This window comes from Streptomyces sp. NPDC014623 (genome assembly GCF_043088245.1).
Classification (GTDB): Bacteria; Actinomycetota; Actinomycetes; order Streptomycetales; family Streptomycetaceae; genus Streptomyces.
Genome location: NZ_JBIBZU010000013.1, coordinates 19,309 through 43,705 on the forward strand (window position 1 = coordinate 19,309; position 24,397 = coordinate 43,705).

The window sequence follows — 24,397 nt, forward strand, 5'->3', positions numbered from 1 at the left end:
CGTCGGCAACGGGACCACCCGGCCGACGGCGGTACACGGGGATCCACGGGGACGGAGGCGGTTGTAATGGCTCAGGGCGAGGTGCTCGGCTTCGAGGAGTACGTACGGACCCGGCAGGACGCGCTGCTGCGCAGTGCCCGCCGGCTCGTGCCCGATCCCGTGGACGCGCAGGATCTCCTGCAGACCGCCTTGGTCCGGACCTTCGGCCGCTGGGACGGCATCGCCGACAAGTCCCTCGCCGACGCCTACCTGCGCCGTGTCATGATCAACACCCGTACGGAGTGGTGGCGGGCCCGCAAGCTCGACGAGGTTCCGACCGAGCAGCTCCCCGACGCGAGCGTCGACGACGGTGCCGAGCAGCGCGCCGACCGCGCCCTGCTCATGGACGTCCTCGGGGTACTGGCTCCGAAACAGCGCAGCGTCGTCGTACTGCGGCACTGGGAGCAGATGAGCACGGAGGAGACGGCCGCGGCACTCGGTATGTCCGCCGGCACGGTGAAGAGCACCCTGCACCGCGCTCTGGCACGACTGCGCCAGGAGCTGGAGGAGCGAGCGGCCCGCAGCCAGGAGACCGAGGCGGTACCGGCACGGATACCCTCGCAGCGGAACAGGCGTCACGACGAGCGGGGGCGGGAGCGGTGCGCGGCCTGACAGGCAGCAGGAAAGAGACGGCCGGCCGCGGGGGGCCCGGGGCCGGCCTGGCGGCGGGGATCACGGCGGTGGCCGGGCTCGCCGCCTTCGGGCTGTTCTGCGCCGGCTGTTCCGCCGGAGGCACGGGTACGCGCGACGAGGGCCCGGCCGCCACCCAGCAGGTCGCCCGGGCCACTCCGTCGAGCACGGTGCCCGCGGGGACGGCGCGGCCCTCCCCACGGGTCGACGCCGTGAGGCTCGTCAAGGGCGACCCGAAGGTGAGCAGGCAGCTCAAGGACGGCCTGAAGCCTTGTGCCGGTGACGAGTACCCGGTCGACACCTCGTACGGCACGCTCACCGGCGGCCCGGCGGCCGATGTCGTGGTCAACGTCATGACCTGCGGCGATTCGGTGGGCGTGGGCACCTACGTCTACCGGCAGGACGCCGGCGGTTCGTACGGGAACGTCTTCGCCGCCGAGGTGCCGGCGGTCTACGGCACCATCGACCGGGGCGACCTGGTGGTGACGACACAGGTGTACGGATCGAAGGACTCGGTCGCGTACCCCTCCGGCGAGGACGTCGTCACCTACCGCTGGAACTCCGGCCGGTTCACCGAGACCGACAGGGTGCACAACGAATTCAACCGGGCCGTCGGCAGTGGAGAGGGTGCTCTTCCCGCACCGCCGACGACGCAGAACTGAGAGCCGCGCATGGCCGATACCCATGTCCTCTTCGTGGAGGACGACGACGTCATCCGTGAGGCCACCCAGCTCGCACTGGAGCGGGTCGGCTTCTCGGTCACCGCGGTGCCCGACGGCCTGCTGGGCCTGGAGGCCTTCCGGGCGGACCGCCCGGACATCGCCCTGCTGGACGTGATGGTGCCGGGCCTGGACGGGGTCAGTCTGTGCCGGCGTATCCGCGACGAGTCGACCGTGCCCGTGATCATGCTGTCGGCTCGTGCCGACTCCATCGATGTGGTGCTCGGACTGGAGGCCGGGGCCGACGACTACGTCACCAAACCGTTCGACGGGGCGGTGCTCGTCGCCCGCATCCGCGCCGTGCTGCGGCGCTTCGGTCATGCCTCCGGCGCGGGCGGGACGCCCGCCGGGGCCGGCGGGCCCCCGGACGAGCCGGGCGGGGTGCTGGTCTTCGGCGATGTGGAGATCGACACCGAGGGCATGGAGGTGCGCCGAGGGGGCGCGCACGTGGGTCTGACCCCGACGGAGATGCGGCTGCTGCTGGAGTTCTCCTCGGCACCCGGCACGGTGCTCTCCCGGGACAAGCTCCTGGAGCGGGTCTGGGACTACGGCTGGGGCGGGGACACCCGCGTCGTCGACGTCCATGTGCAGCGCCTGCGCACCAAGATCGGGCAGGACCGGATCGAGACGGTCCGCGGCTTCGGCTACAAGCTCCGCGCATGAGACGGCTGGCGCTGCGGACCGGTGTCCGCTGGAAGATCAGCATCGCCATCGCGGCCGTCGGCGCGCTCATCGCGCTGGCCCTGAGCCTCGTCGTCCACAACGCGACCCGCGTCTCGATGCTGGAGAACGCGCGAGAGGTGCAGCTGGAACGGCTGCTGTTCGCACAGCGGCTGTACGAGGCCACGCCCACGCAGAAGCCGTCGCCGAAATTCGGCGCCAAGATCAACGATCCGTCGCTGCCGGCCAGCCTGCGCAGCCAGATCCGGGAGAACCGGCGCGCCACCCATGTCGACCAGTCCGCGAGCGGGGTTCCCGACGTCTGGGCTGCCGTGCCGCTGGGCAACGGCGACGTCCTCTCCCTGCACACCCGCTTCGCCGACCGCAGCGCCACGATCATGGGTGATCTGGACAGGGCCCTGATCATCGGCTCGGTCTCGGTCGTCTTCGGCGGCTGCGCGCTGGGCGTCCTGATCGGCGGCCAGCTGTCCCGGAGGCTGCGCAAGGCGGCGGCAGCGGCCGGGAAGGTCGCCCAGGGCAACACGGAGGTACGCGTACGGGAAGCGGTCGGCGGGGTCGTACGGGACGAGACCGACGAGTTGGCCAGGGCGGTGGACGCGCTCACCGACGCGCTGAACGAGCGGATCGAGGCGGAGCGCCGGGTCACCGCCGACATCGCCCACGAGCTGCGCACCCCGGTGACCGGTCTGCTCACCGCAGCCGAGCTGCTGCCCCCCGGGCGCCCCACGGAGCTCGTACGGGACCGGGCCCAGGCGCTACGGACCCTGGTCGAGGACGTCCTGGAGGTGGCCAGACTGGACAGCGCCTCGGAGCGGGCCGAGCTGCAGGAACTGCCGCTCGGCGAATTCGTCGGCCGACGGGTCCGGCTGCTGGATCCCGGGATCACGGTGCGGGTGGTGCACGAGTCCTGGGTGTCCACGGACCCGCGGCGGCTGGAACGCATCCTGGGCAATCTGCTGGGGAACGCCGCCGAGCACGGCGCGGGCCCGGTCGAGGTCACGGTCGAGGGCCGGGTGGTACGGGTCCGCGATCACGGACCCGGCTTCCCCGAGGCACTGCTGAGGGAGGGGCCGAGCCGGTTCCGTACCGGAAGCAGCGACAGAGCCGGACGCGGCCACGGTCTGGGTCTGACCATCGCCGCGGGTCAGGCGCGGGTCCTGGGGGCCCGGCTGACGTTCCGCAACGCGGGGCCCGCCGGGGGCGCCGGGGGCACGGGTGGAGCGGTCGCCGTGCTGTGGCTGCCCGAGCACGCACCGACCGACACCGGGAGCTTCCCCGTCCTGCGACAGGCGGGGACGGACTGAGCGGACAGGGGTGGGCCCCGGAGACGTCCCGTCTCCGGGGCCCACCCCTGTCCGGGGCCGCTCAGACGGCCTGCGACTGCTGGACCGCCGCGGGCCGCGCGGCCGCCGTTCCGTCGTCGTCCGGGGTGGGCACCTCCGGCTTCGCCGTGCCGCGCAGCGGGACCTCCTTGACGAACAGCGCCGCCACCAGGGCCACCACCGCGACCGAGCCGCCCACGAGGAAGGCGAGGTGCGTCCCCGAGGCGACGGCGTATTCGTACGCCTCACGCACCGGGGCCGGGAGCTGCGCCAGGCTCGCCGCATCCAGCTGGGCCGACTTCGCGATGGCCCCACCGCCGCCGCGCGCCGTCATCTCGTCCTGCACCCGGCCGGTGAACAGGGCTCCCATGATCGCGACTCCGAAGGAGCTGCCGAGCGTGCGGAAGAGCGTGGTCGTGGACGAGGCGACGCCCATGTCCTTCAGCTCGACGCTGTTCTGGGCGACGAGCATCGTGATCTGCATCAGGAAGCCCATGCCCGCACCGAGCACCGCCATGTAGAGACCGGAGGTGAGGCGCGTGGTGCCGGTGTCCATGGTGGAGAGCAGGAACAGGCCGGTGACCATCAGGATGCTTCCCGCGATGGGGAAGACCTTGTACTTGCCGGTGCTGGTGGTGACCCGTCCGGCGATCAGCGAGACGCTCATCATCGCGAGCAGCATCGGCAGGAGCAGCAGACCGGAGTTGGTCGCGGACGCCCCCTGGACCGACTGCTGGTAGAGCGGGAGGAAGAGCACCGCACCGAACATCACGAAGCCCGCCATGAAGCCGACCACGGACATGAGGGTGAAGTTGCGGTTGCGGAAGATGTGCAGCGGCACGATCGGTTCCGCGGCCTTCGTCTCGACGAACAGGAAGCCGACGAGGGAGGCTGCGCCCAGGGCGACGAGCTCCATGATCACGGCCGAGCCCCAGGCGTACTCCGTACCGCCCCAGGTGGTGACCAGCACGATCGCGGTGATGCCCACGGTGAGGAGCACGGCCCCCAGGTAGTCGGCCTTCGCCTTCGTCCGCTCCTTACGGGGCAGGTGCAGCACCGCGGTGACCATGGCCAGCGCGACGGCACCGAGCGGCAGGTTGATGTAGAAGCTCCAGCGCCAGCCCAGGTGGTCGGTGATGGTCCCGCCGACCAGCGGCCCGCCGATCATCGCTATCGCCATGACACCGGCCATCATGCCCTGGTACCTGCCACGCTCCCGGGGCGGCACCAGGTCGCCGATGATGGCCATGACGCCCACCATGAGACCACCCGCGCCCAGGCCCTGGACCGCCCGGAAACCGATCAGCTGGCCCATGTCCTGGGACATTCCGCTCAGCACCGACCCGATCAGGAAGATCACGATGGACGTGAGGAAGATCCCCTTGCGCCCGTACATGTCGCCGAGCTTGCCCCAGATGGGGGTGGAGGCCGCGGTGGCCAGGGTGTAGGCGGTGACCACCCAGGACAGGTGCTCCATACCGCCCAGGTCGCCGACGATGGTGGGCATGGCGGTGCCGACGATCAGGTTGTCGAGCATGGCCAGCAGCATTGCGATCATCAGCGCGAGAACCACCACCCGGACGCTGCGTGCAGGCGGTTCCGCCTTCCCGCCCGCCGTCGCCTTCACGAGGTCTGTCATACCGTCCGCTCCCCTGGTCCCCTGATAGCCGGGCCGCCCATCGACCCGGCACTTACTTGCCGCCCGGCTAGTTGACTACACTGAGGAAAGTAGACCCGTAACTAGCCGGGCGTCAAGTAAGTTCTTGGGAGAGTCGCATGGGCAGCACGCCACAGCCGCGCCGGGGCAACACCCGCCAGCGCATTCAGGACGTCGCCCTGGGACTCTTCGCCGAACAGGGGTACGAGAAGACCTCGCTCCGCGAGATCGCCGAGCAGTTGCAGGTCACCAAGGCGGCGCTGTACTACCACTTCAAGACCAAGGAAGACATCCTCATCAGCATCTTCGAGGACCTGAACCGGCCCGTCGAAGCCCTGCTGGAGTGGGGCAAGGAGCAGCCGCGCACCCTGGAGACGAAGAAGGAGATCCTGGTCCGCTACAGCGAGGCGCTCAAGGCGGCCGAGCCGCTCTTCGTCTTCATGCAGGAGAACCAGGCGACGGTGCGCGAGCTGAGCATCGGCCACACCATCAAGCACCGGGTCATCGCCCTGGTCGACCTGATCAAGGATCCCGACGCCCCGCTCACCGACCAGGTGCGGTGCTTCAGCGCACTCTTCACGATGCACGCCGGGATGATGGCCCTCCGGGACGCCGAAGGCGACCCCGAGGAGAAGCGCAAGGCCGCTCTCGAGGTCGCCTTCGAGCTGGTGACCAAGGCCCATGACCCGGGGCCCGCCGCTTAGCGGCTACGGGTGTCACGTCAGATGTGGACGTGCTCGGCCTTCAGGTAGGAGACCGGGTTGATCGCCGAGCCGTAGTTCGGGGAAGTGCGGATCTCGAAGTGGAGGTGCGGACCGCTGGAGTTCCCGGTGTTGCCGGACAGGGCGATCTTCTCGCCCGTCTTCACGCGGTCGCCGACGTTCACGCCGATCTTGGACAGGTGCGCGTACTGCGAGTACTTGCCGTTGGCGTGCTTGATCACGACGGCGTTGCCGTACGCGGGGCCGTCACCGGCGCCGTTCGGGCCCGCCTTGACGACCCGGCCGGAGTGGGCGGCCTCGACCTTGGTGCCGATCGGCACCGCGAAGTCCTGGCCGGAGTGCTTGCTGGCCCAGCGGGCGCCACCGGTGCCGTAGGTGGCACTCAGCACGTACTTGTCGACCGGGGCCTCCCAGGAGGCGGCCTTCTTCTTCGCGGCCGCCTTCTTCTCGGCCGCCGCCTTCTTCCCGGCGGCAGCCTTCTCCGCCTTGTCGGCCTTCGCTGCGGCCGCGGCCTTGCCCTGTGCGGTCGCCTGCTGGGCGACGGAGTCGGCAGCGGTGACCGCACCCGCCAGGGCCGCGGTGTCCGTCGTGCCGGACGCGAACGCCGCGCCCGCGCCGAACACCATCGACGCACCCAGGCCGGCGGCCACGACGGCGCCACTGGCGCGGGACATGGACGGGCGGCGGGACTGCTGGAACGTAACGCGCTTCGACATGCGGGGGAACCTCCGGGGTGACTGGACCCGGTGCTCGACCGGGCTTGCCCCACCTTGGTAACCCGCGCCCCCGGAAACACTCAAACACCCCATCTACGATCAAAAGCCGTAGTAGTGGAGGCGGGAATTCACAACGGCCGCCGGTCCGGCGACCGTAAATGATCTTCCGGGCATTTCTCGCAAAACGGGTTTAACTCCAGTTCCAGGGCCTCCTCCCCGGGCATCGGCCAGAAATCGGGCCATACCGATCCAAACGCCAAAAGTCCTTCCTGAGAGGGGCCCAAGGTCCCCGGGGTGGTCGCCCCGACTTCTCCTATCGCGCCTCGTAGGCCTCCAAGGGCCTGTGCGCCTTGTCACCGCCACTGGGCCGGAAGCCTGTCCGTTTCGGGACCTTCGGCCCTGCGGTCCGGCTACGCCGTCCGGCCCCGCGCCCAGCACCCCGGGGGACGGACGGGCGACGACACCGCCCATGGCCTCGACGCCGTCGAGTCGATTCGCGACCAGCTCGCCGACGCGGCGGCCCGCGCCACCGGCAGGCCTCTTGCCTTCTCCGGCGGCATCCGGAAGGAGTTCACCCACTGACTCCGCATGGAGCACAAGGCGGGCGGCGAAATGGGGCCGGGCCGTCGAGGCGGCCGCCGGCCGCACGCACGAGGCCGGTTTCACCCTGACTCCACACGGTGCCGTGGCCGGAGAGGCAGGGGAGACCGGGGACGAGGAGGCGGGGAGCACCGCACACCTCGTGCCGGTGGTACGGCAGTCCGTGGAAGCGGGTGCGGACCGTACTCTCGTCGTCAGCGCCCTCCAGGGCGGCGGGGTGCTGCTCACCGACCGGCGCCGGGTGCTGCGGCGGGAGGGCGCGGAGCCGGGAAGACCGCCCTGCTCCGAGGCCGGCGGCCCACGCCTCGGCTCGCACCCTGAGCGGCGCGCCGGAGCCGCTGAACGGTCCGGTCCCCTTCGTCCGCTGCGGACACTCCGCGCCCGGGCGGCGCCTCCCCGGGCCCTGCCCTTGCGTGCCGCGGGCATCCAGTCCTTCACGGTGCCTGGCACCGTACGGCGCGGCTGGAAGGCGACGACCACGAGGCCCCGGCCGAACTGGAACGCGGCCTCTCCCGCCAGTTCACCGGGAACGCTCCACCGGGCGCCCTCGCTCACACTCCTCTGCTCTGTTCCGTCGGCGTCGGCGTCGGCGTCGGCGTCGGGGCAGCCTCCCCACCACCCGCCGGAAGCCGTACAGGCTCTTCACTGAACATGCTGTTCGGCAGCCGCGACGAACACCGCAGGACCGACAGTCCCGAAGGCATCTCGATGGATGCGGAGGAGCAGACCTCCACTGCTCCGGCGCATCGCGGCGGGGCTCGTACGGGAAGCCGAAAGGGGCTGCCCCGGACCGAAACCGGTCCGGGGCAGCCCCTTTCGACGCTCAGGCGATACGCGCGCCCTACGCTTCCTTCGTCAGGTTCGGGCCGCCGCCCGCTGCCTGCTCGATCGGCGGGACGTCCGGCAGAGCCGACTTCTCCTCGCCGCGGAACGAGAACTTCTTCTCGTCCCCTTCGCCCTCGGTGCCCACGACCACGATGTGACCGGGACGCAGCTCCCCGAAGAGGATCTTCTCCGAGAGGATGTCCTCGATCTCGCGCTGGATCGTCCGGCGCAGCGGCCGGGCGCCCATCACGGGGTCGTAGCCCTTCTTCGCCAGGAGCGACTTGGCCTCGGCACTGAGCTCGATGCCCATGTCGCGGTCCTTGAGACGCTCGTCCACCTTGGCGACCATCAGGTCGACGATCTGGATGATGTCTTCCTCGGTGAGCTGGTGGAAGACCACCGTGTCGTCGACACGGTTGAGGAACTCGGGCCGGAAGTGCTGCTTGAGCTCTTCGTTGACCTTGACCTTCATCCGCTCGTAGTTCGTCTTGACATCACCCTGGGCGGCGAATCCCAGGTTGAAGCCCTTCGAGATGTCCCTGGTCCCGAGGTTGGTCGTCATGATGATGACCGTGTTCTTGAAGTCCACGACCCGGCCCTGGGAGTCGGTCAGACGACCGTCCTCCAGAATCTGGAGCAGGGAATTGAAGATATCGGGGTGGGCCTTCTCGACCTCGTCGAAGAGAACGACGGAGAACGGCTTGCGGCGCACCTTCTCGGTGAGCTGTCCGCCCTCTTCGTAACCCACGTAACCGGGGGGCGAACCGAAGAGCCGGGAAACCGTGTGCTTCTCGCTGAACTCCGACATGTCGAGGGAGATCAGCGCGTCCTCGTCGCCGAAGAGGAATTCGGCGAGCGTCTTGGAGAGCTCGGTCTTACCGACACCGGACGGGCCGGCGAAGATGAACGAACCGCCCGGCCGCTTCGGGTCCTTCAGGCCGGCTCGCGTACGGCGGATCGCCTGCGAGAGGGCCTTGATGGCGTCCTTCTGACCGATGACGCGCTTGTGGAGCTCGTCCTCCATGCGCAGCAGCCGCGAGGACTCCTCCTCGGTCAGCTTGAAGACCGGGATGCCGGTGGCCGTGGCCAGGACTTCGGCGATGAGCTCGCCGTCGACCTCGGCGACGACGTCCATGTCGCCGGCCTTCCACTCCTTCTCGCGCTTGGCCTTCGCCGCCAGCAGCTGCTTCTCCTTGTCGCGGAGCGAAGCTGCCTTCTCGAAGTCCTGGGAGTCGATCGCCGACTCCTTGTCGCGACGGACGCCCGCGATCTTCTCGTCGAACTCGCGGAGGTCCGGCGGCGCGGTCATCCGGCGGATGCGCATCCGGGAACCGGCCTCGTCGATCAGGTCGATCGCCTTGTCCGGCAGGAAGCGGTCCGAGATGTAGCGGTCGGCCAGGGTGGCGGCCTGGACCAGCGCCTCGTCCGTGATGGAGACCCTGTGGTGGGCCTCGTAACGGTCACGCAGACCCTTGAGGATCTCGATGGTGTGCGGCAGCGACGGCTCCGCGACCTGGATGGGCTGGAAGCGGCGCTCGAGCGCGGCGTCCTTCTCCAGGTGCTTGCGGTACTCGTCGAGCGTCGTCGCACCGATGGTCTGGAGCTCGCCTCGCGCCAGCATGGGCTTGAGGATGCTCGCCGCGTCGATCGCGCCCTCGGCGGCACCCGCACCCACCAGGGTGTGGAGCTCGTCGATGAACAGGATGATGTCGCCGCGGGTGCGGATCTCCTTGAGGACCTTCTTCAGGCGCTCCTCGAAGTCGCCTCGGTAGCGGGAACCCGCCACCAGGGCGCCGAGGTCCAGGGTGTAGAGGTGCTTGTCCTTGAGGGTCTCGGGCACCTCGCCCTTGACGATGGCCTGGGCCAGGCCCTCGACGACCGCCGTCTTGCCGACGCCGGGCTCGCCGATGAGGACCGGGTTGTTCTTGGTACGGCGGGAGAGTACCTGCATGACCCGCTCGATCTCCTTCTCGCGCCCGATGACCGGGTCGAGCTTGGACTCACGAGCGGCCTGGGTGAGATTCCGGCCGAACTGGTCGAGCACCAGGGAAGTGGAGGGCGTGCCCTCCGCGGGGCCGCCCGCGGTGGCCGCCTCCTTGCCTCCCGAGTACCCGGAGAGCAGCTGGATGACCTGCTGCCGCACCCGGTTCAGGTCGGCGCCCAGCTTCACGAGGACCTGGGCTGCGACGCCCTCGCCCTCGCGGATCAGGCCTAGCAGGATGTGCTCCGTGCCGATGTAGTTGTGGCCGAGCTGAAGGGCCTCACGGAGCGACAGCTCCAGGACCTTCTTGGCCCGGGGAGTGAAGGGGATGTGCCCGGACGGGGCCTGCTGGCCCTGGCCGATGATCTCCTCCACCTGCTGGCGGACCGCCTCGAGCGAAATCCCGAGGCTCTCCAGGGCCTTAGCGGCGACACCCTCACCCTCGTGGATCAGGCCCAGGAGGATGTGCTCGGTGCCGATGTAGTTGTGGTTGAGCATCCGGGCTTCTTCCTGAGCCAGGACGACAACCCGCCGCGCGCGGTCGGTGAACCTCTCGAACATCGTTAATCGCTCCTCAGAGCGGTCAGGCAGTAAGGGGTCGGTCCCCTCCCTGTCCTTCCGCAGCTTAGTCCCGCAAGCGGGGACCGCTCATTTCAACTGCCGACACCCGACGATGGCCTCCTGACCCGAACGCCGACAACTGCTCCAACCCGATGGTGCGAGACGATGTTCCCGCAGGCCAGGCAGATAGCCCTTTCGTCAGTACGCCGATGGCGAACGTGAGACGTTTTTACCCGCGTGTCGCCCCTTCCCACTAGGGATGTCTTACCCGCACCCACCGACAGTCCATGCGGCGCACCCCCGTTTCCTCCGCTACGGGCGAACAACTTCGCGCCGGCCGACACCCTCACACGCCCCCATGGCGGGCACACAGAGCGGCGGATCGCATGCGGAGCGTAACTCCGGGGCCGGTTCGGCGGTTCATCGGGCATGGCCTCCCTCGTCCCGCCTCCTCGCTCGTCACCGGAAGTCCGCGACCGCACACAGTGGTACACCCGCGAACTCGGCTGGGCCACTGCGGGCACATCGCCGGTGCGACTGCTGACGGGGCTGAGCTTCGACGTGCTGGAGCTGCCCGCCGCGGCAGGCCACGCGGCACTGCGCCGCGTGGGGCGCACCGGGCCGGTGGCACTGGCGGGACGGCGTATGCGACTGCTGGTGGCCGCGGGCAGCGCCGACGAACTGCCGGGACTGCTCGACTGGCTGGAGTGGGGCGGGATCGCTCTCGACCTGACCGCCCTCGGAACCGGCGGGCACATCACGGCCCCGGTGCCGCCGGACGGGGCGGCGGGATCGCCGGGGGCCGCCTTCTGGCTGCGGCCCCCCGGATCGCGCCAGGAGGTGGAACCGTCCCTCCCGGCCCTCGGCGGCCTCGGGAGCAGCGGTGGGGGTGCTCCCGATCTCGTACGCCTCGTGGACGCGGCGGCGAATGAATGCCACCGGGCCAGGATCGCGCATGCCCGTACACACCTGTGGCCCCATCGGCCGACAGGTCAGCCGTTGGCCTTCTCGTAAGCCTCGCGGATCTCGGCGGGAACACGGCCACGGTCATTCACGTTGTGGCCGTTCTCGCGCGCCCACCTACGGATCTCGGCGGTGTCCTTGTTGCCACCGGAAACGGCGCGGCCCTTGCCGCGGCCGGTGGCCGCGCGGCCACCGGTACGGCGTCCGCCCTTGGTGTACGGCTCGAGAAGACCACGGAGCTTGTCCGCGTTGGCCGTGGTGAGGTCGATCTCGTACGTCTTGCCGTCCAGAGCGAACGTGACCGTCTCGTCCGCCTCGCCACCGTCGAGGTCATCGACAAGAAGGACCTGAACCTTCTGCGCCACCGGATTTCCTTTCATCGAAAATGCAGTACGCGGAAAGGAAACCGCTTTTCCCCGGAAAACACAAACCCCTGGGAGAGGATCAGGAGCGCGAGGACACGGGAAACGTGCGCGATTCGGACATAGGGTTCCAGCACGTTCCGCCGTTCACAGGTGCAGAAGCATCCGGCTGTTGCCCAAGGTGTTCGGCTTCACTCGTTCGAGACCCAGGAACTCGGCGACACCCTCGTCATAGGAACGCAGTAGCTCGCTGTAGACATCTCCGTCGACCGGTGTCTCTCCGATCTCCGTGAAGCCGTGCGCGGCGAAGAAGTCGACTTCGAACGTGAGACAGAAAACCCGGCGGACGCCGAGCCATCGCGCGGTCTGCAACAGCTTGCCCAGAACCTGGTGCCCGACTCCCGTGCCCTTGATGCTGTGGTCGACGGCGAGAGTACGGACTTCGGCGAGGTCTTCCCACATCACGTGGAGTGCGCCGCAGCCGATGACACGGGCGTCCTCGTCGCGTTCGGCGACCCAGAACTCCTGGATGTCCTCGTAAAGCGTCACCGTCGCTTTGTCGAGCAGGATGCCTTCCGAGACGTAGCCGTCAAGGAGCCCGCGGACGGACGCCACATCGCTCGTCCTGGCGCGGCGGACCGTGATGGCCGGCCTATTCGCCGACGGGACGGTATGAAGATCTGCGCGAGATCCGGTTTCCGGCCTGCTTCGAGCTCCGGTTCGCGACTCGGTACGACGCTCGGTTTGCGACTGCTCTGAGGACATCCCCCGACGCTATCGCTCCCCCTCCGCCGGCGCTTCATCGGCTGCGGTCCCGTCATCGGGGCGGGCCCCGGCCGGCTCGGGGAAGGCGGGCGTGACGACGCGCATCGCATCCCGGAGGGCCTCACGCTGCTCCGCGGACATCATGCCGAAGAAGGCGACCAGTGCCGCCGCGGGGTTGTCACTCTGCGACCAGGCCTCGTTCATCAGTGCGGCCGCGTATGCGGCGCGCGTGGAGACCGCCGTATATCGATATGCACGGCCATCGACTTCCCGGCGCACCCAGCCCTTCTGATGGAGATTGTCCATTACCGTCATGACGGTCGTGTACGCGATGGACCGTTCCTGTTGAAGGTCCTCGAGAACTTCCCGCACGGTGACCGGGCGGTTCCATTGCCAGACCCGCGTCATCACGGTGTCTTCGAGCTCTCCCAATTGGCGGGGCACACCGTCACCTCAGCACTGGATGTCCGGAATGTGATAATTCAGGGATGCCAAAAAGGGCGCACCGCTCCGGTGGAGCCGTGCGCCCTTCACACTCGGGTCCGGGTCAGACGCCCTCGGGCCGCGGCGTCCGCTCGACCGCTTCGGCACGGGCGAGTGCCGCGTCCACGGCAGCGTCCTCCTTGGCCTTGTTCGGGCCGCCCTGGCTCTTGATGATCGTCACGACGAGGCCGACGAAGAAGACGGCCATCACCACGGGGGGAACGAGCGCGGATACGTAGTCCATGCCGTCCAGGGTAGCGAGCCCGGCATTCCGGCCACTCCCGGGCACCCCTCAGGCGCGTCGCCGCACCCAGGACACCGCGCGCTCCTCCGGTTCAGGAGCCGGCGGCGGCCTGCGGCCGGGCGGGAAGACCTCGGACGGCTTGGGCACCGGACGCTCGCCCGGGGCCGGCCGGCGGACCGGCGCGGCAGGCCCCGACGGGGCGCGCGACGGTTTCCGGGGACGCTCGGGCTCCTCGGCCGCCGCGAGGCCTCCGGGCAGGGCCAGCAGCCTCCTGCGCGGCGCGGGCGCCCTGACGGGCACCGCGCGACCGGTGAGACGCGCCCTCACCGAGCGCTCGGCAAGCACCTGACAGCGCTCCAGCAGGGCCGCGGCGACCGGCCCGGCACGCATGGCGCGAAGCGCCGCGAGGTCGTCGGGGCGGGGGGCGTAGCCGGCCGCGAGGGCGTCCTGGAGGAGCTCCAGATAGCCGCTGAGCGAGCCGGGGAGCGCCTCGCGGTAGCGGGCGAGATCGGCGAGGAGGAAGGAGCGCAGCCGGCCGGCCTCGCTCACCGCCTCGTCCACGGCGCCCGCGAGCCGCAGGCAGTCCTGGACATCCTCGTCAAGCAGGGGCGTGGGGTGGAGGGCGTTGGCGAGAGCACGTCGGAGCACCCTGAGTTCGTCCGCGCTGAACGCCATGCCGCCGCGTGATCCATAAGGCGTGGGCATGACGCGACAATACGTGCTAAATGGACAAAATCCGCTTAACCAATCGCTCGGCGGCGCGGCGCAGAAGACCGCGCCGCCGAGCCGTTCCCGCAGGTGACCACGGGCATGTCCTACATGCGGGCGATATTGCGTTCGTACACGAGGCGCAGCCCGATGAGTGTCAGCCAGGGCTCGTGCTCATCGATGACGGAGGACTCACCCAGCACCATCGGAGCAAGACCACCGGTCGCGATCACGGTGACCTCGTCGGGATCGGCCGCCAGCTCCTTCTTCATGCGCTCGACCACCCCGTCGATCTGGCCGGCGAAGCCGTACACGATGCCGGACTGCATGGCCTCGACGGTGTTCTTGCCGATCACGCTGCGGGGCCGCGCCAGCTCGATCTTGCGGAGCTGGGCCCCCTTCACCCCCAGTGCCTCCACGGAGATCTCGATGCCCGGTGCGATCACCCCGCCGGTGTACTCACCTCGGGCGGAGACCGCGTCGAAGGTCGTGGCCGTGCCGAGGTCGACGACGATGGCCGGGCCGCCGTAGAGCTCGACGGCGGCGACCGCGTTGATGATGCGGTCCGCACCGACCTCCTTCGGGTTGTCCGTGAGGACCGGCACGCCCGTCTTGACGCCCGGTTCCACAAGGACCGCCGGGACGTCGCCGTAGTAGCGGCGGGTGACCTCACGGAGTTCGTGCAGGACGGCGGGGACGGTGGAGCAGATCGCGATCCCCTCGATGCCGTCGCCCAGTTCGACTCCGAGCAGCGGGTGCATGCCCATCAGCCCCTGGAGCAGGACGGCCAGCTCGTCGGCGGTGCGGCGGGCGTCGGTGGAGATCCGCCAGTGCTCGACGATCTCCTCCCCGTCGAACAGACCGAGGACGGTGTGGGAGTTGCCGACGTCGATGGTGAGCAGCATCAGGCGCCGGCCCCGTCGGTCGTCGCCGCGGCGTCACGGAAGTCCAGGCCGATGTCGAGGATCGGCGAGGAGTGCGTGAGCGCGCCGACGGCCAGGTAGTCGACACCGGCCTCGGCGTAGGCGCGTGCGGATCCGAGGGTGAGCCGGCCCGAGGACTCCAGCACCGCGCGGCCGTCGACGAGGGCGACCGCCTCCGCGGTCCCGGCCGGGGTGAAGTTGTCCAGCAGGATCAGGTCCGCGCCGGCGTCCAGCACCTCCCGGACCTGCTCCAGGGTGTCGACCTCGACCTCGATCGCGAGGTCGGGGAACGCCTTCCTGACCCGCTGGAACGCCTCGGCGACACCGCCGGCCGCGATCACGTGGTTGTCCTTGACCAGCGCCGCGTCCACCAGCGACATGCGGTGGTTGACCCCGCCGCCGCAGCGCACCGCGTACTTCTCGAGTGCGCGCAGCCCCGGAGTGGTCTTGCGGGTGTCGCGGACCGCCGCCTTGGTGCCCTCGAGCACATCGGCCCAGGCGCGGGTGGCGGTCGCGATCCCGGAGAGCCTGCAGAGCAGATTGAGCGCGCTGCGCTCGCCGGTGAGCAGGTCGCGGGTACGGGTCGTGACCGTGAGCAGCTTCTGACCGGCCACGACACGGTCACCGTCCTCGACGTGGCGCTCGACCTCGAACTCGTCGGTGCAGACGATGGACAGGACCGCCTCGGCGACGCGCAGGCCCGCGACGACGCCCGCCTCACGCGCGGTGAAATCCCCGGTGGCCACGGAGTCCTCCGGGACGGTCGCCACGGTGGTGACGTCCTCGCCTCCGTCGAGGTCCTCCTCGATGGCGACGTGGGCGATGTCCTCGACCTGGACGGGGTCCAGCCCGGCGTCGGCCAGCAGCTGGGCCAGAGCGGGGTCGAGGCCGCACTCCAGGCCGTCGGGGTCGTAACCGTCACCGCAGCCGCAGCCGTCGCCACAGCCGCCCCCTGTTCCGGCGGGGGCGCCGATGTGGATCAGCGGGACGTCCACGGGTGCGGGGCGCGGATTGTCTTCGGGCGTGCTCACGGTTACGGCTCCTCGGGGGCGTCGGCGGGGTGGTTACGGGGGCCGGCGGGCCGTGCTGTCTCTGTGGGGTCCGCCGGGTCTCCGGGGCGTACGGGCGGGAATGCGGCACCGTCCGTCGTGCGGACGACGGGCTGCCGGTCCGGGGCGATACGGACGACGAGGTGGCGGCGCCAGGCGGCGTCGTCGCGGTCGGGCCGGTCCTCTCGCCAGTGGCAGCCGCGGGTCTCCTCGCGTTCCCGGGCCGCCGCGACCAGGACCCTCGAGACGAGGAGCAGATTCGTGGCCTCCCACGCCTCCACCCCGGGCACGGCGTCCTTGGGGGCGTCCCCGTCGGCAGCGGCCTGCTGGAGCGCCTCCAGTTCCTCGGCCGCGGTGGCGAGGCTGCCGGCGGAGCGGATGACCCCGGCGCCCCTGGTCATGATCCGCTGGATCGTGGTGCGGGACTCCGCTGTGAGCAGCGGGACGGTGTGCGCTCCGGCAGGGTTCCCCACCGGGGCACGCCGGGGGGCGGCCGTGGGGTCGGCCCGGAGCCCGTCCACTATGTCGGCCGCGATGCGCTCCGCGAAGACCAGTCCCTCCAGGAGGGAGTTGGACGCCAGCCGGTTCGCACCGTGCACACCCGTGCAGGCGACCTCACCGCAGGCGTACAGGCCGGGCACCGTCGTACGGCCGCGGAGGTCCGTGCGGATGCCGCCCGAAGCGTAGTGCGCGGCGGGGGCCACCGGGATCGGCCGGGTGACGGGGTCGATGCCGTGGGCGCGGCAGGCTGCGAGGATCGTCGGGAAACGCTGCTCCCACATCCCGGCGCCGAAGTGGCGGGCGTCGAGATACATGTGCTCGGTGCCCTGGAGGTGCATCTGGCGGGTGATCGCCTTGGCGACGATGTCGCGGGGCGCCAGCTCGGCCAGCTCGTGCTGCCCGAGCATGAAGCGGGTACCGGAGGCGTCGACGAGATGGGCGCCCTCGCCGCGTACCGCTTCGGACACCAGCGGCTGCTGGCCCTCGGAATCGGCACCGAGGAACAGGACGGTCGGATGGAACTGGACGAACTCGAGGTCGGAGACCTCGGCCCCCGCCCGCAGTGCGAGCGCCACCCCGTCGCCCGTGGAGACCGGCGGATTGGTGGTCGCGGAGAAGACCTGGCCCATGCCGCCGGTGGCGAGCACCACGGCCGGGGCGTGAACGGCGCCGACCCCGTCGTGCTGGCCCTCGCCCATGACATGCAGGGTGACGCCCTCGGTACGGCCCTCCGCGTCGTGGAGCAGATCCAGGACCAGGGCGTTCTCGATGGTGCGCAGGGCGGCCGAGCGGACCGCCTCGACCAGGGCGCGGGAGATCTCGGCGCCCGTGGCGTCGCCCCCGGCGTGTGCGATGCGGCGGCGGTGGTGGCCGCCCTCACGGGTCAGGGCGATCGCCCCGGTGTCGGTGGTGTCGAAGTGGGCGCCGGTGCCGATCAGCCGGCGTACGGCGTCGGGGCCCTCCGTCACGAGGGCGCGCACCGCCGTCTCGTCGCACAGGCCCGCCCCGGCGACCAGGGTGTCGTCGAGGTGCTGCTCCGGGGTGTCGCCCTCACCGAGCGCCGCGGCGATGCCGCCCTGTGCCCAGCGGGTGGAGCCGTCGTCCAGGCGGGCCTTGGTGACGACCACGGTCGAGAGGCCCGCCGCGGCACAGCGCAGGGCGGTGGTGAGACCGGCCACGCCGGAGCCGACCACGACGACGTCCGCGTCGATGGCCCAGCCGGGGGCGGGGGCGGTCAGCCGTATTCCGGTCACGTGTGGGCTCCGAGGGTCAGCGGGATGTTGTCGATCAGGCGGGTGGCTCCCACCCGCGCCGCGACGGCGAGGACCGCCTCGCCGTCGGCGCGGTCGTCGGGGAACTCGGTGAAGTCCGCCGGGTCCACGAGCGCCACGTATTCCAGGTCGAGGGGCACCGTCTCTTCGGCCGCCTCGTCCAGGACGGCCCGTGCGGCGGCCAGCACCGCGGCGGGTGTGACGGTCGGCCGGGCCAGCTCCACGGCCTGTGTGTCGGCGGCCGCACGGGCCTCTCCGAGCCGGGTGAGGGCGGCGGCACGGCCCTCGCCCGCCGGGGCCGTCCGGGCGCGGGCGTGCAGCGTCTGCTGGGCGGCCAGCCGGTCACGCGCGGCGAACAGGGCCCTGGGCAGGGCCAGCGCGGTCCGGCGCTCCTGAGCGGAGAGGAAGCGGTTACGGCTGGAGAGCGCGAGGCCGTCCGGGTCCCGGACGGTCGGCACCGCGACGATGTCGGTACGGAAGTTGAGATCCCGCACCATGCGGCGGACCAGTGCCAGCTGCTGGGCGTCCTTCTGCCCGAAGAACGCCGCGTCCGGCCGGGTGAGGTGGAGGAGCTTGGCGACGACGGTGAGCATGCCGTCGAAGTGCCCGGGGCGGAAGGCGCCCTCCAGCCGCTCGCCCATGGGGCCCGCTGTGATCCTGACCTGGGGATCGCCGCCGGGGTACACCTCGTCGGCGGAGGGTGCGAAGACCGCGTCGGCACCGGCTTCCGAGGCGACGGCGAGGTCGGCCTCCAGCGTGCGGGGGTAACGGTCGAGGTCGGCGGCCTCGCCGAACTGGAGCGGGTTGACGAACACGGTGACCACGACCTGGCCGCCGGGCCCCGCGGCTGCCCGCGCCGCACGGATCAGGGTGGCGTGGCCGTCGTGGAGCGCGCCCATCGTCATCACGACGGCGCGGCGTGCTCCGGCGGCCCGGCCCAGGGCGTCCAGCTCCGCGGTGGAGCTCAGCAGGGTGGCGGGTGCGGTGTTCATCGCTTCTCCCCCGGTCCGGTTCCGTCCGGGCCGTGTGTTCCGTTCGTTCCGTCGGCGGGGCTGCTGTCCGACAGGACGCCGAGGAGGTCCTCGGCCAGCTCCGTCCTGAGCAGGCCGTGGTCCAGCGCCCGGTCGGCCGTGGCGCGGGCCATGGCGAGGTATCCGGCCACCGTCCGCGGGGCGTGGGCCCGCAGCTCGCGGATGTGCGCGGACACCGTCCCCGCGTCACCCCGGGCGACCGGCCCGGTCAGCGCCGCGTCGCCGGAGCGCAGGGCGTTGTCGAGGGCGGCTCCGAGCAGGGGCCCGAGCATCCTGTCGGGTGCACCCACGCCGGCCTTGCGGAGCAGCTCCATGGACTGCGCGACGAGGGTGACCAGGTGATTCGCTCCGAGGGCGAGCGCCGCGTGGTAGAGCGGCCGGGACTCCTCGGCGATCCATTCGGGCTCGCCGCCCATCTCGATGACGAGCGCCTCCGCGGCGAGCCTGAGCTCCTCGGGGGCGGTGACTCCGAAGGAGCAGCCCGCCAGCCGCTGGACATCGACGGAGCTGCCGGTGAAGGTCATCGCCGGATGCAGGGCGAGCGGGAGGGCACCGGCCCGCAGGGCGGGGTCCAGCACCTTCGTCCCGTACCGCCCGGAGGTGTGGACGAGCAGCTGGCCCGGTCGGACGGCGCCGGTCTCGGCAAGGCCTTCCACCAGCCCGGGCAGCACGTCGTCGGGGACCGTCAGCAGCACCAGATCGGCGCGCGCGAGGACCTCGGCGGGCGTCACCAGGGGGACATCGGGGAGCAGTGCGGCGGCCCGGCGCACGGAGGCGTCGGACACGCCCGAGACCGCGACCGGGCGGTGCCCGGCGAGCTGGAGCGAGGCGGCGAGGGCCGGGCCGACCCGTCCCGCGCCGACGACGCCGACGGTGAGGCGGGCGGGGCGGTCCCTCGCGTCGAGGGTTTCCTTGGAAACTGATGCGTTCACGCGGCGATGGCCTTCCGTTCCAGTCCGCGGGGGGTACCGGACGATTTCTCTGCATGCTACGCCAGCGTTTCGTCACACCCCTCAACCGTCCACACCCTGTGGATAACCTTCGGCGGCAGAGGAACCCGCGGTGGGCGGTGTCAGCGGTCCGGGTGATGATCGTCCCATGGCAGTCACCGATGAGCAGCAACAGCGGAACCGCAGGCTGGCCGCCTGGCGGCGGTCGGGAAAGGTGCTGGCGCGGATGTCCGCGGACCACACTCTGGCCGAGCGGCTGACCGCGCTGGCCTCCGGCGCGGGCGCGGTCCACGACCTGGACGAGTGGACGGACGTCTACGGCGACGGGGTCGTCGCCGAGGTCGAGCGGCGTACCGCGGATCTGCTGGGCATGGACGCCGCCGCGTTCTTCCCGACCGGGACGATGGCCCAGCAGGTCGCGCTGCGGTGCTGGGCGGGACGTACGGGCGACCCGGCCGTGGCCCTGCATCCGCTCTCCCACCCGGAGGTGCACGAGCGGGGCGCGCTCACCTCGGTGAGCGGGCTGCGCACGGTGCATCCGACGGCGGCGCCCCGGCATGCCACGGCGGACGAGATCCGGGATCTCCCCGAGCCGTTCGGCACGCTGATGCTGGAACTGCCGTTGCGGGACGCGGGCTTCGTCCTGCCCTCCTGGGAGGAGCTGGAGGCGGCCGTGGCCGCCGCACGGGAGCGGGACGCGGTGGTGCATCTGGACGGGGCGCGCCTCTGGGAGTGCACATCGCACTTCGGGCGCGGCCTGTCCGGGATAGCGGCCCTCGCCGACAGTGTGTACGTGTCGTTCTACAAGTCCCTGGACGGATTGTCCGGAGCGGCGCTCGCGGGCCCCGAGTCGCTGATCGAGGAGGCGAGGACCTGGCGCCACCGCTACGGCGGTCAGGTCTTCCAGCAGTATCCGGCTGCCCTCTCCGCCCTGCTGGGCCTGGAGCGGGAGCTGCCGAGGCTGCCGTCGTACGTGGCGCACGCGAAGGTGGTCGCCGGGGCGCTGGCGGAGGGCTTCGCCGAGTCGGGGGTGCCGTGGTCCCGGGTCCACCCCGAGCCGCCGCACACACACCAGTTCAAGGTCTGGCTGCCGTACGCGGCAGAGGTGCTGGACGAGGCGTCCGTGCGGCAGGCCGAGGAGACGGGCGTGACGCTCTTCCGCCGTTGGTTCGCGGCTCCGGCCGGTCCGCCCGGGCTCTCTTCCACCGAGGTCACGGTGGCGGCCCCGGGACTGGACTGGACGGCCGGGGACGTCCGGGAAGCGGTGGCGGATTTCGTGGGGCGGCTGGAGTAGGCGGTTCAGGTCCGCGGGGCGGCTCCGGCCGGCGCAGGCGGCTCAGAGGAGGGGCGGCAGGTGCACCGACGTCCAGGCACGGATACGTCTGCGCACGGCGCGCAGAACGTCCCGGTCGCGCGTGCCGGGCAGCGGGGGCGGCACCTCACCGTGCTGCGCGGCCCGGCAGCTGTCGAGCATGTGCTGCTGAATGATGTCCATGACTCCAGCCTGCCCCCGGCCCGGCGGGTCCGCCCGTGAATTGACGGCCGCGGTCAAGTGACACCGGCCTCCGCCCCCGCACCCCGCACCATGGAGGGGTGAGTGTGCACATCGACATCGCGGGCCTGCCTCCCGAGCGCATAGTTTTCGAGACCTCCCCCCTCGCAGAGCTGGGCCTCGCCCTTCACGCGCTCTCCGAGCCGGGGCACCACCCCGGCCTGCACGGCTGGGTGACGGCGACGGCCGCCTCCCTGGAACCGGACCTCGCGGACCGGCTGAGCGAGGCGGAGTTCCTGTGGCGGAACACCTTCTCCGACGTCTTCCTGCCGTTCGCCGGGGTCCGCGGTGGCGGCGGCAGGGCCGGGGCGACCCTCGCCGAGGACCTGGACATCCTCGACGGACTGGACGACGAGCGGTTCGTCGCCGCCGCCCTGGAGTTCACCTGCACGAGCACGTACGGAACGGGCGCGCCGTCCCCGCTCTCCGATTCCCGGACGCGGACCCGCGCGCTGGACATGGCGGCTGCCAGGGGACCGAAGCAGGTGGAGTTCAGCCGGCGGCTCCTGCACGACCCTGACTCCGTACGGGGCTGGGTCAGACGCCTCTTCGAGGACTGCGACCAGGCGTTCTTCGCCGGCACCTGGGAGCGGGCGCGGATCCAGCTCACGGCCGACGCCCGGCACAAGACGGAGGTGCTGCGGCACAAGGGCACCGCCGCGGCCATGGGTGCGGTCTCCGCGGCCCTGTCGCTGGACGAGGAGGCCGGCCGGATCAGCGTCGACAAGCTGACCGAGGGCCGCACCGACGCCACGGGTACCGGGCTGACCCTCATCCCGACCACCTTCGGCTGGCCCCATCTGTCGGTGCTGCACGCCCCCGGCTGGCGCCCGGTGATCCACTACCCGGTGCACCGCCCCGAGCTGCCCTCCCCCGCCTCCGTGGAGCTGCTCCAGCTCCGGATGGAGGCGCTGGCGCACCCGATGCGGATGCGGATCTGCCGCAACCTGGCCCGTTCCCCGTACACCACGGGCGAACTCGCCGACTCTCACGGCATCACGCCCCCCGAGGTGTCCCGCCATCTGGCGCTGCTCAAGAGGGCCGGCCTGGTCACCACGCGCCGGCGCGGGCGGTACGTCCTGCACTCGCTGGACCTGACGGCCGTGGCCCGTCTGGGCAGCGACTTCCTGGAGGGCGTGCTGCGGTGACCCCGGGGGAGGTCAGCCCGTACCGCCGCCCGCCCTGACCAGGCCCGTCTCGTACGCGAGGACGACCACCTGGACGCGGTCACGCAGGCCCAGTTTGGTGAGGATGCGGCCCACATGGGTCTTCACGGTCGCTTCGGACAGGACCAGACGGCCCGCGATCTCGCCGTTCGACAGGCCCTGGGCGACCAGCAGCATCACCTCGCGCTCGCGCTCGGTCAGCTTCTCGACGTGCTTGTGCTGAGGCTCCTTCCGGCCGCTCGGCAGCATCGGCGAGAACCGGTCGAGCAACCTGCGGGTCGTGGACGGGGCCACGACGGCGTCGCCGCTGTGCACCGAGCGGATGGCGGAGAGCAGTTCGCCGGGCGGCACGTCCTTGAGCATGAACCCGCTGGCGCCCGCCTTCAGACCGGAGAAGGCGTACTCGTCCAGGTCGAACGTGGTCAGGATCAGCACCTTGGGCGGATCGGTCCGCGCGCAGATGCGCCGGGTCGCCTCGACACCGTCCAGGCGTGGCATACGCACGTCCATGAGCACCACGTCGACGGCCGTGGACCGCAGCGCCTCGATCGCCTCGGCCCCGTCGCCCGCCTCCGCGACGACCTCCATGTCCGGCTGGGCGGCGAGCACCATCCTGAAACCGGTGCGCAGCAGCACCTGGTCGTCGACGAGCATCACTCGGATCGCCATGAACTGTCCTGTCCTTCTGTCACTGGTCGGCCGGCTTGAGCGGAAGCAGGGCGCTGATCCGGAAGCCGCCGCCCTGGCGCGGGCCCGCGTCCAGCGTCCCGCCGACCATCCCGACCCGCTCGCGCATGCCGATCATCCCCTGTCCCGCACCGTCGGCCCCACCGTCCTGGTAGAGCTCGTGCGGGGCGCCGCGGCCGTCGTCCTCGACGAGCAGGCCGAGCCCGTCGTCGAAGTAGACCAGCCGCACGCTCGCCCCGGCGCCCGGGCCGCCGTGTTTACGGGTGTTGGTGAGCGCCTCCTGGACGATGCGGTACGCGGTCAGCTCGACCCCGCTCGGCAGCGGACGCGGAGTGCCCTCGATCTTGAAGTCCACCGCGAGGCCCGTCTCCCTGACCTTGCCGACGAGTTCCTCGATCTGCTCGACGTCGGGCTGGGGAACGTACTCCCCGCTCTCCTGGGAATCGCCGGTCCTGAGCACTCCGAGCAGCCGCCGCATCTCGGCGAGCGCCTGGCGGCCGGTGCCGGAGATGGTCTCCAGCGCCTGCCGGGCCTGATCCGGGGACGAGTCCATGACATACGCGGCGCCGTCGGCCTGGACCACCATCACCGAGACGTTGTGCGCGACGACGTCGTGCAGTTCGCGGGCGATGCGGGCACGTTCGGCGGCCACGGCGACCTTCGACTGCGCCTCACGCTCGCGCTCCAGCCGGGCGGCCCGCTCCTCCAGCTGATCGAAGTAGGCCCGCCGGGTGCGTATCGAATCGCCGAGCACCCAGGCCAGGACGAAGGGCACGGTCATGACGACGATGTAGAAGGCCGTCTGCCCCCAGCCGCCCGACGGGGCGCCGTCGGACCAGCGCAGTCGTGAGATCCCTGCCGCGGTCAGGCTGCACCCCAGGGCGAGCCGGGACGCCCAGCGCCCTCCCACCGCGGCCACGGTGTAGGTGATCACCAGCATGGCGAAGTCGGCCGCGTTGGGCCGCACCCCGAGCGCCAGCTGGGCGAGCCCCATCAGGATCGCGAGCAGCAGCATCTTCTCCGGCGCGCGCCGGCGCAGCGCGACCACGGTGCACAGACCCACGGCGATCGGCACGGCGGCCACGCGCTCCCGGCCGACACCGGCCTGGTCGGCCACGATGGACACGCCGGAGAACCCGAGGAGGAGGACAGCCCAGAGGATGTCGACGCCCGTCGGGTGTCTGCGGATGAAATCGTAGAAGCGCTGCACGTTACCCAGCGTAGGGACAGGTGATCGGTGCCCGGGTCAGCCGAAGGGCCGATCCGGGTCCAGGGACCGTACTCCCCAA

At 70.9% G+C, this 24,397-nt stretch carries 24 protein-coding genes; 8 read left to right on the forward strand and 16 right to left on the reverse strand.

What is annotated here, in order from left to right:
• Positions 1-66: 66 nt before the first annotated feature.
• From ACF1FZ_RS21015 to cseC, 4 genes are read left to right on the forward strand one after another with little or no spacing between them, the layout of a single operon-like run.
• Positions 67-651 carry a SigE family RNA polymerase sigma factor gene (locus tag ACF1FZ_RS21015; RefSeq protein WP_391774909.1) on the forward strand — a complete coding sequence of 195 codons (585 nt, stop codon included), beginning with the start codon at positions 67-69 and terminating at the stop codon, positions 649-651.
• A complete protein-coding gene (locus ACF1FZ_RS21020) occupies positions 639-1,331 on the forward strand; it encodes a hypothetical protein (RefSeq protein ID WP_391774910.1) in 693 nt (230 codons plus the stop codon). The genes ACF1FZ_RS21015 and ACF1FZ_RS21020 overlap by 13 nt, the downstream gene beginning before the upstream one ends.
• A 9-nt stretch (positions 1,332-1,340) precedes the next feature.
• Complete coding sequence (cseB, locus tag ACF1FZ_RS21025; RefSeq protein WP_391774911.1) at positions 1,341-2,051, forward strand: two-component system response regulator CseB; 711 nt, start codon at positions 1,341-1,343, stop codon at positions 2,049-2,051.
• The gene (gene cseC / locus ACF1FZ_RS21030) at positions 2,048-3,373 is read left to right on the forward strand and encodes a two-component system sensor histidine kinase CseC (protein ID WP_391774912.1); all 1,326 of its coding nucleotides are present in this window, start codon (positions 2,048-2,050) and stop codon (positions 3,371-3,373) included. The genes cseB and cseC overlap by 4 nt, the downstream gene beginning before the upstream one ends.
• 61 nt (positions 3,374-3,434) lie before the next feature.
• Here the strand turns inward: cseC and ACF1FZ_RS21035 are convergent, their stop codons facing one another.
• Complete coding sequence (locus ACF1FZ_RS21035) at positions 3,435-5,030, reverse strand: MDR family MFS transporter (RefSeq protein WP_391774913.1); 1,596 nt, start codon at positions 5,028-5,030, stop codon at positions 3,435-3,437.
• A gap of 137 nt (positions 5,031-5,167) precedes the next feature.
• Here ACF1FZ_RS21035 and ACF1FZ_RS21040 point away from each other — a divergent pair, with 137 nt between their 5' ends.
• Complete coding sequence (locus ACF1FZ_RS21040) at positions 5,168-5,752, forward strand: TetR/AcrR family transcriptional regulator (protein ID WP_391774914.1); 585 nt, start codon at positions 5,168-5,170, stop codon at positions 5,750-5,752.
• A 17-nt stretch (positions 5,753-5,769) separates the two neighbouring features.
• Here the strand turns inward: ACF1FZ_RS21040 and ACF1FZ_RS21045 are convergent, their stop codons facing one another.
• Both ACF1FZ_RS21045 and ACF1FZ_RS21050 read right to left on the reverse strand, forming a co-directional pair.
• Positions 5,770-6,486 (reverse strand): M23 family metallopeptidase, encoded by a 717-nt coding sequence (locus ACF1FZ_RS21045; RefSeq protein WP_391774915.1) that lies wholly within the window; start codon positions 6,484-6,486, stop codon positions 5,770-5,772.
• A gap of 1,441 nt (positions 6,487-7,927) precedes the next feature.
• Positions 7,928-10,453: an ATP-dependent Clp protease ATP-binding subunit gene (locus ACF1FZ_RS21050; protein WP_014155535.1), complete on the reverse strand. Its 2,526-nt coding sequence runs from the start codon at positions 10,451-10,453 to the stop codon at positions 7,928-7,930.
• Between the two features lie 429 nt (positions 10,454-10,882).
• On the opposite strand from ACF1FZ_RS21050, the gene ACF1FZ_RS21055 reads away from it, so the two are divergent.
• Positions 10,883-11,467, forward strand: coding sequence for an SCO3374 family protein (locus ACF1FZ_RS21055; protein WP_391774916.1), 585 nt, complete (start codon positions 10,883-10,885; stop codon positions 11,465-11,467).
• On the opposite strand, the gene ACF1FZ_RS21060 is transcribed toward ACF1FZ_RS21055, so the two are convergent.
• The 10 genes from ACF1FZ_RS21060 to ACF1FZ_RS21105 form a co-directional block, all read right to left on the reverse strand.
• Positions 11,446-11,781, reverse strand: coding sequence for an Lsr2 family protein (locus ACF1FZ_RS21060; RefSeq protein ID WP_391774917.1), 336 nt, complete (start codon positions 11,779-11,781; stop codon positions 11,446-11,448). The genes ACF1FZ_RS21055 and ACF1FZ_RS21060 overlap by 22 nt on opposite strands.
• 144 nt (positions 11,782-11,925) lie before the next feature.
• The gene (locus ACF1FZ_RS21065) at positions 11,926-12,543 is read right to left on the reverse strand and encodes an amino-acid N-acetyltransferase (protein WP_391774918.1); all 618 of its coding nucleotides are present in this window, start codon (positions 12,541-12,543) and stop codon (positions 11,926-11,928) included.
• A 9-nt stretch (positions 12,544-12,552) separates the two neighbouring features.
• Positions 12,553-12,987, reverse strand: a complete 435-nt coding sequence (locus ACF1FZ_RS21070) for a BlaI/MecI/CopY family transcriptional regulator (RefSeq protein WP_391774919.1) — start codon at positions 12,985-12,987, stop codon at positions 12,553-12,555.
• 103 nt (positions 12,988-13,090) lie between these two features.
• Positions 13,091-13,270, reverse strand: a complete 180-nt coding sequence (locus ACF1FZ_RS21075) for a hypothetical protein (RefSeq protein WP_391774920.1) — start codon at positions 13,268-13,270, stop codon at positions 13,091-13,093.
• A 48-nt stretch (positions 13,271-13,318) separates the two neighbouring features.
• Positions 13,319-13,945, reverse strand: coding sequence for a hypothetical protein (locus tag ACF1FZ_RS21080; RefSeq protein ID WP_391775105.1), 627 nt, complete (start codon positions 13,943-13,945; stop codon positions 13,319-13,321).
• A 140-nt stretch (positions 13,946-14,085) separates the two neighbouring features.
• Positions 14,086-14,883, reverse strand: a complete 798-nt coding sequence (locus ACF1FZ_RS21085) for a type III pantothenate kinase (protein WP_031091045.1) — start codon at positions 14,881-14,883, stop codon at positions 14,086-14,088.
• The gene (gene nadC / locus ACF1FZ_RS21090) at positions 14,883-15,932 is read right to left on the reverse strand and encodes a carboxylating nicotinate-nucleotide diphosphorylase (protein WP_391774921.1); all 1,050 of its coding nucleotides are present in this window, start codon (positions 15,930-15,932) and stop codon (positions 14,883-14,885) included. Before nadC ends, ACF1FZ_RS21085 begins: the two co-directional genes overlap by 1 nt.
• Positions 15,933-15,934: 2 nt before the next feature.
• The gene (locus ACF1FZ_RS21095) at positions 15,935-17,704 is read right to left on the reverse strand and encodes an L-aspartate oxidase (RefSeq protein ID WP_391774922.1); all 1,770 of its coding nucleotides are present in this window, start codon (positions 17,702-17,704) and stop codon (positions 15,935-15,937) included.
• Positions 17,701-18,714 (reverse strand): pantoate--beta-alanine ligase, encoded by a 1,014-nt coding sequence (panC, locus tag ACF1FZ_RS21100; protein ID WP_391774923.1) that lies wholly within the window; start codon positions 18,712-18,714, stop codon positions 17,701-17,703. The genes ACF1FZ_RS21095 and panC overlap by 4 nt, the downstream gene beginning before the upstream one ends.
• Entirely contained in the window at positions 18,711-19,685 is a 975-nt protein-coding gene (locus ACF1FZ_RS21105; RefSeq protein WP_391774924.1) for a Rossmann-like and DUF2520 domain-containing protein, read from the reverse strand. Before ACF1FZ_RS21105 ends, panC begins: the two co-directional genes overlap by 4 nt.
• 166 nt (positions 19,686-19,851) lie before the next feature.
• On the opposite strand from ACF1FZ_RS21105, the gene ACF1FZ_RS21110 reads away from it, so the two are divergent.
• Complete coding sequence (locus ACF1FZ_RS21110) at positions 19,852-20,997, forward strand: threonine aldolase family protein (RefSeq protein WP_391774925.1); 1,146 nt, start codon at positions 19,852-19,854, stop codon at positions 20,995-20,997.
• Positions 20,998-21,039: 42 nt separating this feature from the next.
• Here ACF1FZ_RS21110 and ACF1FZ_RS21115 read toward each other — a convergent pair whose 3' ends face one another.
• Positions 21,040-21,198, reverse strand: a complete 159-nt coding sequence (locus ACF1FZ_RS21115; RefSeq protein WP_391774926.1) for a hypothetical protein — start codon at positions 21,196-21,198, stop codon at positions 21,040-21,042.
• Positions 21,199-21,302: 104 nt separating this feature from the next.
• On the opposite strand from ACF1FZ_RS21115, the gene ACF1FZ_RS21120 reads away from it, so the two are divergent.
• Positions 21,303-22,403, forward strand: a complete 1,101-nt coding sequence (locus ACF1FZ_RS21120) for a DUF5937 family protein (protein ID WP_391775106.1) — start codon at positions 21,303-21,305, stop codon at positions 22,401-22,403.
• A gap of 12 nt (positions 22,404-22,415) precedes the next feature.
• Here the strand turns inward: ACF1FZ_RS21120 and ACF1FZ_RS21125 are convergent, their stop codons facing one another.
• Positions 22,416-23,090, reverse strand: a complete 675-nt coding sequence (locus tag ACF1FZ_RS21125) for a response regulator (protein ID WP_391774927.1) — start codon at positions 23,088-23,090, stop codon at positions 22,416-22,418.
• A 19-nt stretch (positions 23,091-23,109) separates the two neighbouring features.
• A complete protein-coding gene (locus ACF1FZ_RS21130) occupies positions 23,110-24,318 on the reverse strand; it encodes a sensor histidine kinase (RefSeq protein WP_391774928.1) in 1,209 nt (402 codons plus the stop codon).
• Positions 24,319-24,397: the final 79 nt, after the last annotated feature.

Excerpts from the sequence above, each read along its gene's own strand:
- ACF1FZ_RS21125 (WP_391774927.1), bottom strand. The coding sequence starts at position 23,090 with ATGGCGATCCGAGTGATGCTCGTCGACGACCAGGTGCTGCTGCGCACC.
- ACF1FZ_RS21015 (WP_391774909.1), top strand. The coding sequence starts at position 67 with ATGGCTCAGGGCGAGGTGCTCGGCTTCGAGGAGTACGTACGGACCCGG.
- ACF1FZ_RS21115 (WP_391774926.1), bottom strand. The coding sequence starts at position 21,198 with ATGGACATCATTCAGCAGCACATGCTCGACAGCTGCCGGGCCGCGCAG.
- cseB (WP_391774911.1), top strand. The coding sequence starts at position 1,341 with ATGGCCGATACCCATGTCCTCTTCGTGGAGGACGACGACGTCATCCGT.
- ACF1FZ_RS21080 (WP_391775105.1), bottom strand. The coding sequence starts at position 13,945 with ATGGCGTTCAGCGCGGACGAACTCAGGGTGCTCCGACGTGCTCTCGCC.
- ACF1FZ_RS21075 (WP_391774920.1), bottom strand. The coding sequence starts at position 13,270 with ATGGACTACGTATCCGCGCTCGTTCCCCCCGTGGTGATGGCCGTCTTC.
- cseC (WP_391774912.1), top strand. The coding sequence starts at position 2,048 with ATGAGACGGCTGGCGCTGCGGACCGGTGTCCGCTGGAAGATCAGCATC.
- ACF1FZ_RS21110 (WP_391774925.1), top strand. The coding sequence starts at position 19,852 with ATGGCAGTCACCGATGAGCAGCAACAGCGGAACCGCAGGCTGGCCGCC.
- ACF1FZ_RS21050 (WP_014155535.1), bottom strand. The coding sequence starts at position 10,453 with ATGTTCGAGAGGTTCACCGACCGCGCGCGGCGGGTTGTCGTCCTGGCT.
- ACF1FZ_RS21045 (WP_391774915.1), bottom strand. The coding sequence starts at position 6,486 with ATGTCGAAGCGCGTTACGTTCCAGCAGTCCCGCCGCCCGTCCATGTCC.
- ACF1FZ_RS21040 (WP_391774914.1), top strand. The coding sequence starts at position 5,168 with ATGGGCAGCACGCCACAGCCGCGCCGGGGCAACACCCGCCAGCGCATT.
- ACF1FZ_RS21065 (WP_391774918.1), bottom strand. The coding sequence starts at position 12,543 with ATGTCCTCAGAGCAGTCGCAAACCGAGCGTCGTACCGAGTCGCGAACC.
- ACF1FZ_RS21055 (WP_391774916.1), top strand. The coding sequence starts at position 10,883 with ATGGCCTCCCTCGTCCCGCCTCCTCGCTCGTCACCGGAAGTCCGCGAC.
- ACF1FZ_RS21085 (WP_031091045.1), bottom strand. The coding sequence starts at position 14,883 with ATGCTGCTCACCATCGACGTCGGCAACTCCCACACCGTCCTCGGTCTG.
- ACF1FZ_RS21035 (WP_391774913.1), bottom strand. The coding sequence starts at position 5,030 with ATGACAGACCTCGTGAAGGCGACGGCGGGCGGGAAGGCGGAACCGCCT.
- panC (WP_391774923.1), bottom strand. The coding sequence starts at position 18,714 with ATGAACACCGCACCCGCCACCCTGCTGAGCTCCACCGCGGAGCTGGAC.